The sequence below is a fragment of the Photobacterium alginatilyticum genome (assembly GCF_009910675.1).
Lineage (GTDB): Bacteria > Pseudomonadota > Gammaproteobacteria > Enterobacterales > Vibrionaceae > Photobacterium > Photobacterium alginatilyticum.
The window spans coordinates 42375-59162 of the sequence record NZ_RSEJ01000011.1; the positions used below are offsets into that span (position 1 = coordinate 42375).

12 protein-coding genes are annotated in these 16788 nt (G+C 49.0%); 3 read left to right on the plus strand and 9 right to left on the minus strand.

All coding sequences use genetic code 11. From position 1 onward, the window contains the following. Positions 1–633: 633 nt before the first annotated feature. Positions 634–1533 (plus strand): N-acetylmuramic acid 6-phosphate etherase, encoded by a 900-nt coding sequence (murQ, locus tag EIZ48_RS11915; RefSeq protein WP_160651464.1) that lies wholly within the window; start codon positions 634–636, stop codon positions 1531–1533. A gap of 61 nt (positions 1534–1594) precedes the next feature. On the opposite strand, the gene EIZ48_RS11920 is transcribed toward murQ, so the two are convergent. From EIZ48_RS11920 to EIZ48_RS11960, 9 genes are all read right to left on the minus strand, one after another. Next, entirely contained in the window at positions 1595–3469 is a 1875-nt protein-coding gene (locus EIZ48_RS11920; protein WP_439126577.1) for an MOSC N-terminal beta barrel domain-containing protein, read from the minus strand. 167 nt (positions 3470–3636) lie between these two features. After that, entirely contained in the window at positions 3637–4692 is a 1056-nt protein-coding gene (gene fbpC, locus EIZ48_RS11925; protein ID WP_160651470.1) for a ferric ABC transporter ATP-binding protein, read from the minus strand. An 18-nt stretch (positions 4693–4710) separates the two neighbouring features. Then, positions 4711–6807: an ABC transporter permease gene (locus tag EIZ48_RS11930; RefSeq protein ID WP_160651472.1), complete on the minus strand. Its 2097-nt coding sequence runs from the start codon at positions 6805–6807 to the stop codon at positions 4711–4713. Positions 6808–7019: 212 nt separating this feature from the next. Then, complete coding sequence (locus EIZ48_RS11935) at positions 7020–8054, minus strand: ABC transporter substrate-binding protein (RefSeq protein WP_160651475.1); 1035 nt, start codon at positions 8052–8054, stop codon at positions 7020–7022. A 136-nt stretch (positions 8055–8190) separates the two neighbouring features. Then, positions 8191–9519 (minus strand): MFS transporter, encoded by a 1329-nt coding sequence (locus EIZ48_RS11940; protein ID WP_160651478.1) that lies wholly within the window; start codon positions 9517–9519, stop codon positions 8191–8193. A gap of 90 nt (positions 9520–9609) precedes the next feature. Then, the gene (gene uhpB, locus EIZ48_RS11945; RefSeq protein WP_160651480.1) at positions 9610–11187 is read right to left on the minus strand and encodes a signal transduction histidine-protein kinase/phosphatase UhpB; all 1578 of its coding nucleotides are present in this window, start codon (positions 11185–11187) and stop codon (positions 9610–9612) included. Beyond that, a complete protein-coding gene (locus EIZ48_RS11950; protein WP_075766818.1) occupies positions 11187–11813 on the minus strand; it encodes a response regulator in 627 nt (208 codons plus the stop codon). The genes uhpB and EIZ48_RS11950 overlap by 1 nt, the downstream gene beginning before the upstream one ends. Positions 11814–12194: 381 nt before the next feature. Beyond that, positions 12195–12698 (minus strand): thiol peroxidase, encoded by a 504-nt coding sequence (gene tpx, locus EIZ48_RS11955; protein ID WP_160651483.1) that lies wholly within the window; start codon positions 12696–12698, stop codon positions 12195–12197. Between the two features lie 530 nt (positions 12699–13228). Further along, positions 13229–13663, minus strand: a complete 435-nt coding sequence (locus EIZ48_RS11960) for a hypothetical protein (RefSeq protein ID WP_160651486.1) — start codon at positions 13661–13663, stop codon at positions 13229–13231. A gap of 365 nt (positions 13664–14028) precedes the next feature. Between EIZ48_RS11960 and EIZ48_RS11965 the strand changes: the two genes are divergently transcribed. Both EIZ48_RS11965 and napA read left to right on the plus strand, forming a co-directional pair. Continuing rightward, positions 14029–14304, plus strand: a complete 276-nt coding sequence (locus EIZ48_RS11965; protein WP_075766819.1) for a chaperone NapD — start codon at positions 14029–14031, stop codon at positions 14302–14304. After that, entirely contained in the window at positions 14291–16777 is a 2487-nt protein-coding gene (gene napA, locus EIZ48_RS11970) for a nitrate reductase catalytic subunit NapA (protein ID WP_160651488.1), read from the plus strand. The genes EIZ48_RS11965 and napA overlap by 14 nt, the downstream gene beginning before the upstream one ends. Positions 16778–16788: the final 11 nt, after the last annotated feature.

Here is a 16788-nt window from a genome sequence, read left to right on the forward strand (position 1 = left end):
TTCTTTTAATTCAAGCCAAACCAAACTAACCCAACCCCTTAATTTTCTTTCTATTAGCATCATTTATCGTGGTGATGAAGACGTCAGTTTGTCACTAGGCAAGCAATGCCAGGTCAAGATCAGGCATTTTTTTGCGCTCTGAGCACACAAATGAACAAAATGGATTAGACTTAAGTGATAATTTTGTCACCTAACCAGCAGTATTCAGCGTCTAAGAATATGCATGATGTTTTACTCACTTTCTGTAGATGAGGCGATAGAATATGTTCAAAATGTATGCAAGCTTTTCGGTCAAGCACCCGTTGCTCCATGCAATCAACTTATTAATTGTTAATGGTTTCTTTATGTTTTGCTGTTACCAGTTGATAGAAAATGAAAAGATTGAATATGCGCCTGGCCTCTTATTGGTTTTGTTATTTATTTTTATTTTTGCCAAGGCGGCTGAATACAGGTCTAAGTATTTATCTTTCGATAAGTAATGGATAATTATTAATATTAACCTCATTAGGTTGGTACTTATTTATTATATTAGTTAGCCCTACTAACTAGGCATATTCTAGATGTAGCTATGTTGCCCCTGCCGTTTATCTCGTAGAATTACAGACAATAGTGATTGTAACTGTAGAGATCCCGATGAAGATTGACCTATCCAAGATGGTGACGGAGAGCCGTAACACCGCCAGCCAGCACATTGATACCTTGTCGACGTTCGACATGTTGAAAGTGATCAATGACGAAGATAAAAAAGTCGCCCTGGCGGTCGAACAGGCGTTGCCGGACATTGCCCTGGTTGTGGATATGATTGCTGAAGCCTTTCAGAAGGGCGGGCGATTGATCTACTCAGGTGCAGGTACTTCCGGCCGATTGGGCATTCTGGATGCCAGTGAGTGCCCGCCAACCTACGGTACCAAGCCTGAGCAAGTGATTGGCCTGATTGCCGGTGGACATCAGGCTATTTTCAAAGCGGTCGAAAATGCCGAAGACAACCGCGAACTCGGCGCAGACGATCTGAAAGCGTTAAATTTTAATCAGCACGACGTGTTGGTTGGGATTGCAGCCAGCGGGCGGACTCCGTATGTGCTGGGAGCGATGAGCTATGCCAAATCTGTCGGTGCCACCGTTGCCTGTATCAGTTGTAACCCGCAAAGTGTGATGACAGAGCTGGCTGATATCAGTATTACGCCAGTGGTCGGCCCCGAAGTGGTAACAGGATCATCTAGGATGAAAGCGGGTACGGCGCAGAAGCTGGTACTCAATATGCTGACCACCGGGGCAATGATCCGAATTGGTAAAGTGTATGGCAACCTGATGGTTGATGTTGAAGCTACCAATGCCAAACTTGTCGAGCGACAAAAGAAGATTGTAATGGAAGCCACCGAGTGCAGCCGTGAAGAAGCTGAAACCGCGCTGGTGGCTTGTAACGGTCATTGTAAGACCGCCATTGTGATGATCTTGGCTCAGCTGTCTGCTGAAGAAGCTGAATCACTGCTGGTCAACAATAACGGCTTTATCCGTAAGGCGATTGAAAGCTGACATTCGGCATTTTGCTCCTCTTCATTGTTATTGAAAAGGAGCTTTAGAATTCTCTTCGAACCTAGGACCTGAACTCAACATCCGTCTTCGGGATGCAGCAGCATGCCAGTACCTTGCCGTCTTCCTTTTCTCCCGGCAGCAGCGCCGGTACGTCCGGTTGTTCGACCTCGCCAGATTCCAGCGTCACCTTGCACGCCCCACAGAAGCCGGTACGGCAACTGTTGGCTATCGAAAGCCCGGCATCTTCTGCCTGCTCCAGTAGTGTACCCTGGTTATTGCCCCGGAACAGGTTTCCATCGACACTGATGGTCACGTCTTGTGCTGCCTGCTCTGTGTTTCCTCGAGCGGGGCCAAATGCTTCCTGATGGTAGTTGGTTTCGGCAACACCGGCTCTAAGCAGCAGCGCTTTTGCTTCGGACATGAAGGCATCCGGGCCGCAGACAAATACCTGGCGCTCAGTAATCGCCGGGATATATTTCAGGTGATTCTCTGTCAATCTGCCGCTCAGGCCATCCCAGTCGGCATCAGGTTGGCTGAGAACAAAGATCACTTTCAACTGCGGATATTTGGCGGCGAGATCGGCGAGTTCATCACGGTAAGGAATATCAGCCTGGCACCGACACTGGTGATGGAAAATGACATCATGCACTTTGTCATGATCAGCAAGATAGCGCAGCATGGAGATCATGGGAGCAATTCCGCTGCCTGCCGAGAGCAGGAGCAGCTTGTCGGTATGCAGGCCGAGGTGGAAGGTTCCGTCTGGCTTCTCGGCAACCAGCGTATCGCCTATCTGCAAATTGTCATGGAGCCAGTTCGATACCCGGCCATTATCGATACGCTTGACCGAGATACCGTAACGGCCCGGTCGGGACGGGCTGGACGAGAGTGTGTATCGACGAGCGACATATTCGCCGTTGATCTCGACCTGTAGCGGCAGGTGCTGACCGGGCTGATAGGCCGGTAGTGTTTGCTGCTTGGTGGGTTCGAGCCAGAATGTGCAAAAATCACGGGCAATATCTTCACGTTCGACGCAGGTCAGTGTCAGGTTTAGGCTGCTGTTGTCGGGATATCGCTCCTTGGCTTTGGACTCCAGTATCTCGATAGTGTCTCCGGCCTTGATCACTCCTTCGTTCAGAGCTACCAGGTTCTGGCCGAAGTAGACATCACCTGTCGAATCTGAGCGGAAGGACGATAGTGTTGCCAGCGGTTCCTTTAGTTCATTGAAGTGGCCGGTTTTGGGATCGACGGTGGTGAGAATACAACGGGCACATGGCTTCACCGATTCAAACTCGACTTCGCCAATTCGAATGCGTTTCCAGCTGTCTTCGGCGAAGGCCTCGGTACCGCCAACAACCAGATTGGTACGGAACTGGTCCATGGTATGGTGCTGTGAACTGCGGGTATTCAGGGCGTCGAGTGAGGCTTCGCTGATCACCAGTAGTGGATAGCCATCGGCAAAGCTGACATTTTGCTGGATCTTGGGACGTACCCGGTTTGACTGATCGCCGGTATAAAGTAAACGGACCTGCTCACCTGTGATCTGGCTGAACCAGGCATCGGCTTTTGACAGGGTAGTATAGGCACTGAAACTATCATTCCATACTTGTGCATTGGCCTCGTTCATTGTGAAATCGGCGTATTTCAGCACCAATGGCAACATGTTAGGAAAGCTCAGTGTCAGTCCGTGTGGCTGCAGTGTAGCGGTTACCTTTACCAGTTCGGGGTACTTGCGGGCAGTGAGCATACTGCCGTCTATTTTGGCCACCATGAAACGCCGATCAAAGCAGAGTCCCTGCTTTTCTACCCAGGCCTGAGACTGGCTTAACCCTCCGATGGATTTAACGGGAAAGACATTGATTTGGGTAAGAACGGGGTGTTGAGGGTTAGTTGTTTGTTGCGAGTGAACCGGGGACCCGGCAGAGGTTGACTTGCTCACGGCGACTGTCCTTGATTTGTTATTTTTCATATGCTTCGGGTTGTATTTTACCAGAGCCGAAAAAAGAAAATGAGAACAGAGAGCGATCTGGGCAGAAAAAAGCGCCTCGGGAGAACCGGAGGCGCTTTGATGTTTCTTATGTTGATCAGCGAAGGCTGATAATAAGGCTAGCTATTGTTTGCCAGCAGGAACAGGTTGCTCGGGTTAATTGTCAGATAGGCATGATCCGACAGGTTGGCATCGAACTGAGAGGAGTTGAGCTGCAGCAGTAGTTCCTGATCATGCCAGCGTACCGAGACTTCATACATGGATCCCATGTACACCACGCTTTCAACAATGCACTGCTGGCATGGTTCGCCTTCATGAGCCAGTAAAATAGCTTCCGGGCGAACACCAATCTTGTAGCTACCCGGTGCCTTGCCGTCGACAACATCTGGATCTGCCGGGACTTTGTAGCCGTTGATATCAATATGCTGGCCGTCATAGCTTCCCGAGAAGATGTTGGCATCACCCATGAAGTTCGCCATAAACATAGAAGCCGGAGACTTGTACAGTTCATCAGGGGAGCCCTGCTGCATGATGTCGCCGTCTTTCATAACGATAACCGTATCGGAGACCGCAAAGGCCTCGGTTTGGTCGTGGGTAACGTAAAGCGAGGTGATGTTGAATCTTTGCTGCAGTTCGCGGATCGTTTCCCGCATGTTACGACGCAGGTTGGCATCGAGATTACTTAACGGTTCATCAAATAGTAGCACCTTGGGTTTGAGAACAAGGGCACGAGCCAGGGCAACACGCTGTTGCTGGCCGCCGGAGATCTGGTCAACAAAACGATCGCCAAACCCTTCCAGATCGACCAGCTTCAGGGCCTCATCAACTCGCTGCTTGATCTCGGCAGCGGGTAGCTTGAGCATTTTCAGGCCGTAGCCGACATTGTCATGCAGCGACATGTGCGGGAACAGTGCATAGGACTGGAACACCATACAGATATCACGCTGTTGGATTGAGGTGTTGGTGACATCCTCGCCGTCGATATAAATCTGGCCGCTGGTCGGTTTTTCTAAACCAGCCACCAGGCGAAGTACCGTGGTCTTGCCGCAACCGGAAGGGCCGAGCAGGGTAACCAGGCTGCCTTTTTTGATTTCAAGATCAAGGTTGCCAATTACCGTGTTGTCGCCAAAGCGCTTGCAGACATTTTTAAGTACTACAAAGTTGTCATTTGCCATGGGAAGTGTCTCCAGTTGTTATTCTTGGTTGTTGGCTCTTGAGCGCGAAACACGGGCTTCGCCGACAAGGAAATCAAAAGTTAGGATGATGCCGAGCATCACGAAAATCAGAATCGAACCATAGGCGATGGCAATACCGTATTCGCCGTCTTCGACTCGGTTAAGGATGTACGAGGTCGCAACGCGGGTTTCCGGCGTGACCAGGAAGATAATCGCACTGACTGTTGTCATGGCACGGACGAAGCTGTAAATCAGCGTCGACAGGATGGCCGGGCGCAGTAGCGGGATCAGGATATGGGTGATAGTCTTGAACGAGTTGGCACGCAGGCTGAGCGAGGCTTCGTCGAGCGACTTGTCCAGCTGTCCCAACCCGGCAACCCCGGCACGAATACCCACAGGAACGTTACGCATTACCATAGAGATCACCACGATAGCTGCGGTACCTGTCAGGTAAACCGGTGCATCGTTGAATGCCAGGATGTAGGAGACACCGGCAACGGTACCCGGTACGGCGAAACATAGCATAGTGGCAAACTCGATGACCTTTTTGCCGTGGAACTGCTGGCGTACCACGATGTAGGCAATTAGCAGACCGAACAATGCTGTGATAGGGGCTGCAATACCGGCGTAGGTCATGGTTGTGATAAGCGATGGCCATGCACCTTCACTCATGCCCATACCGAACAGGTTGATGTAGTTGTCTAGTGTCAGGCTATAGTCCACACCCCAGTTAACCGTGAAGCTACCGTAAACAATGCTGCCGTACAGCAACACATTGAATGCCATCCAGAAATATAGAGTACCGGTGACACCGTGTTTCAGTGATGTCGGCAGTGGCTGAACATCGCCGCGATAGGATTTACCGGAAATGGTGACGTAGGAGCGCTTGCCGATCCAGACATACTGGATCACGAAGATAGCCAGTGAGAACAATAGCAGTACTGCGCCCAGGGTACTGGCTGAAGCGTAGTCAAGCTGAGCACCGGCGATGTAGAAGTAGATCTGGGTGGCCAGCACATCAAAGCTGCCGCCGAGCACCAGCGGGTTACTGAAGTCGGCCAGTGACTGGACGAAGATAATCAGGAAAGAGTTGGCCAGTGCCGGTTTTAGCAGCGGCATGACGATTTTGAAGAAGGTCTGGTAGCGGTTGGCACGCAGGGTATAGGATGCTTCTTCCAGTGATGGGTGCAGTGATTTCATCGCCCCGTCGAGGATCATAAATGACATCGGTGCGAAAGCCAGTACCTGTGCCATCCAGATACCGGTAAAACCGTACAGCCAGTTGGTCTGCTGCAGACCAAACCAGTCGACCATCAGCTCGGTGATATAACCCGAGCGGCCCAGCATAAGGGTAACACCCAGGCCGACAACAAACGGCGGGGTAACGATTGGCAGGATAGAGAAAATACGGGCAATGAAAGCCGAACGTTTGGCGATCCGGGTAGTATAAATCGCAAAGATCAGGCCGAAGAAAGTGGCGGTGATCCCGACGGAGGTACCAAGTGTGATTGAGTTGAGGATGATCTGGATGATCTGCGAGCGGGACAGAATATCGATGAACTGCCACATCACGAAGTTGCCCATGTCGTCTTTGAACATAGGAACAAAAATGGCAACGCTCGGATAGATAATAAAGACGGAGATCAGCGATACAATGCTGACAAGTGCACCGATGACGAAGACATCACCGCCCAGGTATTCCAATCGCGCGAGTGCCAGCGTGAGCACGCAGCCAAGCGAAATAAACAGGATAATTGTGGCATAGCCGAGCCCCTGCTCTGTGTACCAGGATGTGATCAGGGTAAACAGCATACAGAAGCTGGTGTAGCCGATGTCGAAGTGATGGCGTTTTTTGGCATACTTGTTCTGCGCCTTGAACGGGCGGATCAATAGCGCTAACGGCAGGGCGAACCACAGCCATGAAATGTTCATGCTGCTCCAGCCCATAGCATCTTTGAACTCCTGCGAGGTAGATTCAAAAATCCCGTAATCCAGGGCGAAGGATGGCAGTAACACGAAAGCCCCGACTAGCGCGATTATCCAGAAAAAGACCGGATCACGCTGTTCTGAACTTTGGAGCTGTCTTGACGGGATGTCAGCTGCTAAGTCATTCATTGTTCAGTACCAATTTAGTTGTTTGATTTTTTGTTGTCGCTGTTTCTGTTGCGGTTTATCGCATATCAAAGTTGCAGTGCTTGCCGTAATAGAAGTCGTTTTTTGCTGATTGCAGGGTGCACGAAGCCCCAAGAAACCATCTTGTTTTTTTTGCTTGGTAGAAAATGAGCAGCAGGAATTTGCTGCTCATGACTAAGGTGGGGGCGGAGTGCTTATTCGCCCATCTTAACGACGTTCACCCACTTGTTGATCAGACGCTTACGCTCATTTGAAGAACCATAGGTTTCCATGTCGTAGTTGATCAGAGAAAGCTTCTTCGGATCCAGTGCGTTTGGCGACTGCTCTGCCTGGGTGTTGGTCAAGATCTGGAATGACTTACCTTTCTGCCATGCTAGCTGCTGGCCTTCTTTAGACAGTACCCAGTCAACGAATAGCTTGGCGTTGTCCATGTTACGTGCACCCTTGATGATGCTGACACCACCAATTTCGTAGCCTGTACCTTCACATGGCGAGATTAGCTCAAGGGGCGCGCCTTTGGACTGCTCCAATGAGTAATCGTGCAGGAAGCCGATACCAATCGCGATCTCGCCGCGTGCGGAGTTGCGTGATGGTGTTACACCGGATTTGGTGTACTGGGAAATGTTCTTATCAAGCTTCTTGAAGTAGTCGAACGCTTTGTCTTCGTCCCATAGCTGGATGAAGGTCGCCAGTGCGGTGTAGGCGGTGCCTGAGCTTTGCGGATCGGCAATCTGAATTTCTTCTTTGTATTCAGGCTTGGTCAGATCGTTCCAGCAGCGCGGAATTTCCAGGCCTTTCTCGGCAAGACGCTCTGTGTTGACACCGAAACCCAAAATACCCATGTAGACAGCAGAGGAGTAGTTGCCTTTACGCTTGGCAGGATCGCGGAAGTCCGCCATGATGTTTTCTAGCTGAGGTGATTTATAGGCCTGAAGCAGGTCCATTTCACCCGCCTGAGACTGCGGGTCAAGTGTACCGCCGTACCAGACATCGGCACGCGGGTTTTTCTTCTCGGCTTCAATCTTAGCCAGGGTACTGCCCGAGCCGTTACGCACGAATGAAGTTTTTACGTCGTATTTTTCAGAAAAAGCTTTGGTTTCCGCTTCGCACATTGCGTTGGTAGCGCTGCAATAAACCACTAGGCGGCCATCTGCCATGGCTTGGGGAGCAGCCATTGCCGAACCAAGGATGCAGGCAGCAAGCAAGCTGCGTTTAGTATTTGCTTTCATTATTGTTTCCTCTGCTTTTGTTATAGTCTCAATGCCAGAGATCGTGGGTAGGATGCATTGAGCTGTTTACCGCAACCCTGCGGTAAATTTGTATTCGTCAGCAGATCTGCAATAACAAAAGGGGAGAGCCCGAATGCTAGTTTGTTGTTGCTGCAGAGCGCTGTTGTGCTTTGACAAAAGGCAAGATCAGCAGGCCGATAGAAGCCGCGGCCAGGGTAATCACGCTGAAGAAGCCTTCCCAGCTAAATTGTTCAATAATCAGTGATACCGGGTAACTGGCCAATGCCGCTCCCAGGTAGCCAAACAGGCCGACAAATCCGGTTGCCGTACCCGCCACATCTTTGTGCGAGCATTCGGCGGCCGCCATGCCGATCATCATCTGCGGGCCAAAGACAAAAAAGCCGATGGCAAAGAAGCAGCCTGATAACACGGCAAAGCTGTCCATCGGGGTCAGCCACAGTGCGGCGACGGAAATAAAAATCCCCAGCGCAAAAATCAGGTTCATCGGAGCCCGGTTGCCGTGGAAGAAACGGTCAGAGCCCCAGCCGCCGAACAGCGAACCCAGAAAGCCGCCGACTTCAAACATCGATACCGCGGTATTGGCCGTCAGCAGGTCAAAGCCGTGCCGTTCGGTCAGATACAGGTTGCCCCAGTCGTTGACGGCTATCCTTACCACATACACCAGCAGGTAGGAGCTACACAGCAACCAGATATACTTGTTGCCAATCACATAGGTGGTCAGGATCTGTCGAAATGACAGCCCTTGCCCTTCACGCTCCTGCTGAAGCTCCAACTCGTCGTTGCGCCATTGTCCTACTGTCGGCAAGCCCATGGTGGTTGGTTTGTCACGCATGTTAAAACACAGCATCAGGCCAACGACAATCCCGATAGTACCGGGAATAATGAAGCCGTAGCGCCACCCCCAGGCCACACTGGCAAAGCCGATAAGCAGCGGTACCATCGCGCCACCCAGATTGTGGCAGGTATTCCAGATTGACCACCAGAAACCACGTTCGGAGCGTGAATACCAAGTGGTAAGCAGCTTGGCACATGGCGGCCAGCCCCAGCCCTGAAAGAAGGCATTGCATGTCCACAATACGGCGAACGTGATCAGGGATGAGCTCAATCCGAAACAAATATTGATGATGCCTGTTGCTATCAAGCCCAATCCCATGAAGTAGCTTGGGTTGGACTGATCACTCACCATGCCGGATACAAACTTCGAGATCCCGTAGGTGATATAGAATAGGGTGCCGAGAAAGCCGATATCTGAATGCGTCAGGCCTAAATCTGCCAGCATTGCCGGCATGGCGAAGTTCAGACTTTTTCGGGTGAAATAAAAAACGCCGTAGCCGATATACATCGAAAACATCAAATGCAAGCGCCAGTGTTTGTAGGTGGCGTTAATTTGCTGCTTGTCCGATATAGTCTGCGCTGGCTGTTCTGATGTAAGAAAACCCATCATGGCGGCGCTATCTCCCTATTGCTGAATCGATAGTACGTAAACGATTACGGAAATGGATGAGACAGGTTTTTAAATGCCTAGGAAAATTTCCTAGTTTGTCTCGATTGTTGGCATTTTTGTGGGCAAGTTAACAATAAATCGCGTACCGGGACCGGACTGGATAGAGAGGCTCCCCCCCAATGCGCTGACCCGTTCCTCGATTCCCTTTAGCCCTTGCCCCTTGGTGCGCCAGTTGTCTGGCAGCCCGCAGCCGTTGTCACGAAGCTCCAGACTAAACATGGTCCCCGGCATCAAACTGAGATGCACCTCAGTGGCTTGCGAGTGCTTGCTTACATTGTTGAGGAGTTCTTGCACAATGCGGTAGAGGGTGACGGCGGTAATATCGTCCAGCTTATGGTTGGCGATACCGATATTGAACTGAAAGTCGATATTGCGCTCGGCAAATTTCATTTCGTGGGCCAGTTGACGCAGGGCGTTTTCCAGCCCGAGCTCATCGAGGATCTGCGGGCGAAGCTGAGTTAGCAGTTGCCGGGTCGAGCCATGGATGCGCATTGACAAGGAATGGATGGCGTCGGCAATGTTCTTGGTGTTTTCGTCTTGTGAGGTTCGGTTGGCAAGCATGGCCTGGATCTGGATGGCCGTGATGTTCTGGCCGATTTCGTCGTGGAGCTCCCTGGCAACGGATTTGCGGATGTCTTCTTCGACCTGAACCAGCTGCCTGGCAAGATGTTGCTTGTTATCCAGTTCCCGCGCCAGTTCCAGGTTGACCTGCTGTAGTCGCTGGGCTAGCAGGTATTGGCGGCTGATAGCGATACCGAGTCCGAGCCCGACCAGTGCCTGGGTCGTGATAAAGACTTTCAGCTCCTGATCGCTGGAGAAAGAGCCGGAGATCTGCCGCGCTGTGGTTAGCAAGATACTGTTCATTACCGAAGCCAGTACCCCGCCCTGCCAGCCATAGCGGTAGGCCATAAATATATTGGGCAAGAGCATGACCAGCAGAACCAGTGGTTCCATCTGATCGATGAAGGTGAGTTCGGCGAATAGGCCGATAGAGAAAAACACAATCGTCCACAACAGGGCAGAGGGCCTGATGGTGATTTCCTGATGGATCAGAGTCGGACTCAACGGTTCCCAGACTTTGTTGAGATAGTCATAGAGCAGGTAGAAAAACGGAGCCAGCAGGATCCCGCCGGTAATCGCGCTAATGGTGCCTGAGAAGGCGTAACCGGCAGGGAAGGCCAGAGGTTTGCTGAGCAGCAGTATCATCAGGCCAATTGCCAACCCGTGCACCAGTACCAGCGCAACCAATGCCAGCAGCCGTTGCCAGTAGGTGGTCAGCTGTTGCCAGAACGAAATAAAGGGAAAGGCGAGGAAATAGCTGACGAATGGACTGAGCAGCAAGAGCCAGTCATGGGGATCACTATCGAGCATCGACAGCAGCCAGCCGCTGATAGCCAGCTCGCTGACAAGATAGAGGGACCAGAAACGGCGGGGCGTCAGTACCAGTACTGCCAGCTTGAGCCCGACAGGAAGAAAGAGCCCGGCCAGGAAAAGGTCGGGTGATAAATAGCTGCTGATACTCCAGAGGCAGAACCAGCTGATCGTAAATATCACAAAGCTGAAGGCAAAGGAGAAATATTTGCCAAGAGTCTGGCTTTTTTCTTTCATTACTCGTCCAGTAGTTTGTGCTGGAGAGCGAACCGGATCAGGTCAACGTTGTTGGATAAGTTCAGTTTGCTGAGAATGTTGGCCCGGTGGACATGGATGGTTTTGTGGCTGATGGAAAGTGCCACTCCGACCTCTTTGACATCCATTCCCTTGATGAGGTGGTTGAATACCTCACGCTCGCGTTTGGTGAGCTCGTCCAGTGCTTTGGGCTCGGCCGGTGCATTGCTGAGGTTGAACAAGGCATCGGCGCACAAGTAGCGATCGCCGCCGGCAACAGTGCGTATGGCGGTAACCAGCTCTCCCGGCCCACAACGTTTAGAGAGGTAGCCGCAGGCTCCGGCTTCTATCGCCTTGCTGACAAATGAGGCCGAATCATAGATGCTGAGAATAATGGCGCGAAAGTCGGGATTGTCTTTTTTTAGCCGCTCTAACAGGCTCAGTCCGCTCTCGTCCGGCATGGAGATATCAATCACCGCGACATCGACCTCAGCTCGTGACAGTGCGGAGAAGGCATCCTTGGCCGAGCTGTATTCTCCCTTAACTTCTATATCAGATTCAACGTTAAGAAGCTGGGCAAAACCGGAACGCACCATGATGTGGTCATCGACCAGGGCGACAGAAATCATTGTTAATCCTTTTTTTGCAAATCGTCGCAAAATGACCGAGTGTATTCAATTCACTCATAAGACGATGTGATGATACTCGCTAAATATATTTGAGGTACCCAACTTAGATCTCAAAATACACGTTTCATCATTGTAAATTTTGCATTGGGGAGGTGATTAATGTTCTCTATCGATATGTTTGTTATGCCTTGAGTTGAATAATGGTCTTTCCGAATTTGCCATTTCTTGCTTATGTTTTGGTTGCGAATGTGATTCTAATCTTTAATGGTTATTAACCATTAATGACAATAAAAACCTAAATTTGGACTTGATATTAATGATAGAAGCCTGATTCTCTATGAGAATATTCACATTTTTCTGATTTACGATAATTACAGGGGCTTATACATTTAATGAGTGTATTGCATCATGGAAAATAGTGAGCCTATTAAAATCTTGAACCCTTTTGCTATAACTGATTATCCCGAGGTTATCAATGCCTAAAACTGCTGGTGCTGCTAGCCCTCTAAATATTCCTGAATTAATGGTAACACCGTATTGGTCCGTAAAATATTTATCGTTGAAGAAACTGGCCATTTGAATGTAATCTAGTCCTTCTTTTGTGCAAAATTCACGCATAGCCAAAGGTAGGTCTGCGGATATACAGAGAAAAATAATATCATTGTTTTTAGAAGCAAGAAAATTTAAATCTCTAATGGACTGTGCACACTCTGATATATGAACAGATAGGAATATGTTTATAATTACACTTTTTCCTTTTAAATCATTAAGAGATAAGTTTGAAATGTTTTCATCAACTAATGTAAAAATTGGTGCCAAATCACCGACAAAAGGAAGTTTTCCAAAGGTATTGATGGATTCATTTTTATAAAGATCAGTAGGCATTACTTTTCTCACACGATTTTTAACAATGTGGTTTGGAAATTTCAAAGTTTAGGAGGTTTAAAATATGTTGGTATTCCCTCGTGTTATTAAGTGCCGTAGTAAAAACAGATGGCTGAGATTGGTATGTTGCCATTAATGCAAATTCAAGATTGTTCTCATGTATATCATCACACATGAAAACAGCTATAATACAACATTTTGTGTTATCATCATCAATGTTTAACTCTAAGAACTTACTTATATTGATAAGTTTTCTTAACCGAGATTGCCTATCGAAAAAAGACATATTAGTTCCGTGCTAATAATTAAATTGAACGTGTCTTTACTGTTCAGATGTGTTCATTGGTTATTTCATAAAGAATATAAACGTCACCATATCATTTGATTTCGTTAAACTGTATTTTATTATATATTGATGTGAGCATTTCTTTTAGTTTTGAAATCAAAGTTAATGCCATGTTTAACATCGATTAATTCGTGGTGTTCAAATCTTTATTTGATATTTTTTGGTTACATGTTTTTTAAAGTAACTAGAATAAATATTCTGATACTTTGGTGCTGATTCCATAATCTAGTTTTTCAGTTGTTTTACTAGTGAATGGCATAACTTTGTTCTTGGTACCATCGGATTTTATTGTTAACTCATTTCCTCCGGTAAGGAGAATTTTATACCCGGTAATAACGGACTGAGTCATGCCGTTAACATCAAAGTATTCTTCGATGTTACTAAATCCTGTAACTTGCTGTAACTGAAGTCCATCGTTAAAGAAGAGAGATATATTAGATTGGTCTGATTTATTTTTAAGTATGTCACAGATGTAAGCGGCTGAATCGATATTAAATACAATCATTATGAAACCTATTGTTAACTCTTGAAATTTATTTGTGAAATCTATCACTTTTTTGCGTCTATCTGGTCTAACCATCAACATTTTTTTGTAACAGAGATCACATTGTGTATCCATATGTAAGCACTATGGTATTGAAATTTGGGCAGTTTGCTTGAACGAGTCATGTTACATTTCTTATCTCTGCCTATTTGATTGGCTTCGATACGCCATCACAAACAGTCAGCTGATTCACATAAATGTGAACTCAGTAGCATGTGTTTTTTGATCTATCTCAAAGAGGTATACCCTTTACCCCCTAAGAGGTATGCCTTGTCGATTTTTTAAGCATAAATTATTAATAGTCCACACAAAAAATGCGTGTTTAAGTGGCAGGGCCAAATCGTAACCTACACCCTACCTGTCATCCGTGTTTTGCCGCTTATACATGCGCTCCTTAGTGGTTTGGAGTGGTGTGATGCCTGCTTGGGAGGGCTCAATTAATGAATGATTACCATGTCTGCAGTTTGGTTGTGTATGTGTCGGCCGAGCATGCCGAATCGGTAAAGAAAACCATAGAGAGCCTGAAAGGGGCCGAAGTACCTGTAAGCAATGAAGTAGGAAAGATGGTTGTGGTGCTTGAGGGAGACAGCAAAGACGGGTTGGTAGAACGCTTCGAGAAAATCAAAACAATGCCCGGCGTAATAACCGTCACTCTGGTGTACCACCAAATGGATGAGCAATCTGAGCTTAAGGAAGCCAACAATGACAGTCAGTAGACGTAGTTTCTTAAAGGCCAACGCAGCGGCAGCCGCCGCGGCAGCAGCGGGTTTGACAATACCTGTTTCTGTTGCCCAAGCTGCTGGTGAAGACAAGAATGTTAAGTGGGACAAGGCACCGTGTCGTTTCTGTGGTACCGGCTGTAGCGTGCTGGTCGGGACACAAAACGGCCGGGTGGTGGCATCCCAGGGGGATCCGGACGCACCGGTAAATAAGGGGCTGAACTGTATCAAAGGCTATTTTCTGCCTAAGATCATGTACGGTAAAGATCGCCTGACTCAGCCGATGTTGCGTAAGACCGATGGTGTGTATGACAAGGAAGGAGAGTTCACGCCGGTAAGCTGGGATGAAGCCTTCGATGTGATGGCGGATAAATTCAAGCAGGCACTGAAGGAAAAAGGGCCAACCTCGGTTGGGATGTTTGGCTCGGGACAATGGACAGTCTGGGAAGGTTATGCCGCCGCCAAGTTGTACAAGGCCGGTTTCCGCTCGAACAATATCGATCCCAATGCCCGCCACTGTATGGCATCTGCTGTTGTCGGTTTTGCTCGTACCTTTGGTATGGATGAGCCGATGGGGAGTTATGACGATCTTGAGCATGCCGATGCCTTTGTACTTTGGGGCTCGAATATGGCTGAGATGCACCCCATCTTATGGACCCGTTTGACAGACCGCCGACTGTCGTCAGACAAGGTAAAAGTGGCTGTGCTGTCGACCTTTACCCACCGTAGCTATGAACTTGCCGATAATCCGATCATATTTACTCCGCAAACCGATTTGGCGATCCTCAACTTTATCGCCCACTACATTATTTCCAATAACAAGGTAAACAAGGAGTTCCTCGACAAGCACGTCAATATTCGCAAGGGTGACACGGATATCGGCTACGGCTTGCGTCCGACCCACCCGCTGGAAAAAGCCGCCAAGAACCCTGGCAGCAAGAAATCGACGCCGATGAGCTTCGATGACTATGCCAAGTTTGTCTCTACCTATACCGCCGAATATACCTCCGAGCTGTCGGGGGTACCGGTTGATCAGCTTAACGAGCTGGCAGAGATGTATGCGGATCCGGACATCAAGGTTGTATCTTACTGGACGATGGGCTTTAACCAGCACACCCGCGGTGTTTGGGCCAACAACCTCGTTTATAACATTCACCTGCTGACCGGTAAGATCTCCAAGCCTGGCTGTGGGCCGTTTTCACTGACAGGCCAGCCATCGGCCTGCGGTACTGCGCGTGAAGTCGGTACATTTGCCCATCGCCTACCAGCCGATATGGTGGTGATGAATCCCAAGCACCGTGAGATGTGCGAAACCAAATGGAATATTCCGGCTGGGACGATTCCGCCGAAACCCGGCTATCATGCGGTTCTTCAGGATCGGATGCTCAAAGACCGTAAGCTCAATGCCTACTGGGTGATGTGTAACAACAACATGCAGGCAGGACCGAATATTAACCAGGAGCGTCTGCCAGGCTATCGTGATCCGGCCAACTTTATTGTCACTTCCGATCCCTACCCAACCGTCACGGCCATGGCCTCGGATTTGATTTTGCCAACAGCTATGTGGGTGGAAAAAGAAGGTGCTTACGGTAATGCCGAGCGTCGAACTCAGTTCTGGCGTCAGCAGATTTCACCACCGGGTGAAGCTAAGTCTGATCTGTGGCAGCTCATGGAGTTCTCGAAGCGCTTTAAAGTCGAGGAAGTGTGGCCGAAGGAACTGATCGCCAAGAAACCTGAGCTCAAAGGCAAGACACTGTTCGAAGTGCTGTTTGAAAACGGCACGGTCAATAAGTTCAGTACTGACGAGCTGGCGGCGGATCAGCTTAATGACGAATCGCGTGACTTTGGCTTCTATGTCCAGAAAGGCCTGTTCGAAGAATATGCCTACTTTGGCCGTGGCCATGCCCACGATTTGGCTCCGTTTGATATGTATCACCAATCCCGAGGTTTACGTTGGCCTGTAGTCGACGGCAAGGAAACCGTCTGGCGTTATGCCGAAGGCTATGACCCATATGTCAAAAAAGGTGAAGAGTTTGCCTTCTATGGCAAGCCGGATAAAAAAGCTGTGATTTTTGCGTTGCCATATGAGCCGGCAGCGGAATCACCTGATGAGGAATACGATCTTTGGCTCTCTACAGGTCGGGTACTTGAACATTGGCATACCGGCTCGATGACGCGTCGTGTGCCTGAGCTTTACCGTTCGTACCCCGATGCTGTGGTTTATATGCATCCGCTGGATGCCAAGAAGCGCGGTCTGCGTCGTGGCGATGCGATTAAGATTGCCTCACGTCGTGGGGAAGTACTGTCCCATGTTGAAACACGGGGACGGAACAGGGTACCGCAGGGCTTGGTATATATGCCGTTCTTCGATGCCAGCCAGCTGACGAACAAGCTCACGCTGGATGCCACGGATCCACTTTCAAAAGAAACCGACTTCAAGAAATGTGCGGTGAAAGTGGTTAAGGCCTAACAGACAGGAAC

Bases quoted from the DNA above. Each gene is read 5' to 3' on its own strand.
- EIZ48_RS11960 (WP_160651486.1), bottom strand. From the start codon at position 13,663: ATGGATACACAATGTGATCTCTGTTACAAAAAAATGTTGATGGTTAGA.
- EIZ48_RS11935 (WP_160651475.1), bottom strand. From the start codon at position 8,054: ATGAAAGCAAATACTAAACGCAGCTTGCTTGCTGCCTGCATCCTTGGT.
- murQ (WP_160651464.1), top strand. From the start codon at position 634: ATGAAGATTGACCTATCCAAGATGGTGACGGAGAGCCGTAACACCGCC.
- EIZ48_RS11965 (WP_075766819.1), top strand. From the start codon at position 14,029: ATGAATGATTACCATGTCTGCAGTTTGGTTGTGTATGTGTCGGCCGAG.
- EIZ48_RS11950 (WP_075766818.1), bottom strand. From the start codon at position 11,813: ATGATTTCTGTCGCCCTGGTCGATGACCACATCATGGTGCGTTCCGGT.
- fbpC (WP_160651470.1), bottom strand. From the start codon at position 4,692: ATGGCAAATGACAACTTTGTAGTACTTAAAAATGTCTGCAAGCGCTTT.
- EIZ48_RS11940 (WP_160651478.1), bottom strand. From the start codon at position 9,519: ATGATGGGTTTTCTTACATCAGAACAGCCAGCGCAGACTATATCGGAC.
- uhpB (WP_160651480.1), bottom strand. From the start codon at position 11,187: ATGAAAGAAAAAAGCCAGACTCTTGGCAAATATTTCTCCTTTGCCTTC.
- EIZ48_RS11930 (WP_160651472.1), bottom strand. From the start codon at position 6,807: ATGAATGACTTAGCAGCTGACATCCCGTCAAGACAGCTCCAAAGTTCA.
- napA (WP_160651488.1), top strand. From the start codon at position 14,291: ATGACAGTCAGTAGACGTAGTTTCTTAAAGGCCAACGCAGCGGCAGCC.
- tpx (WP_160651483.1), bottom strand. From the start codon at position 12,698: ATGCCTACTGATCTTTATAAAAATGAATCCATCAATACCTTTGGAAAA.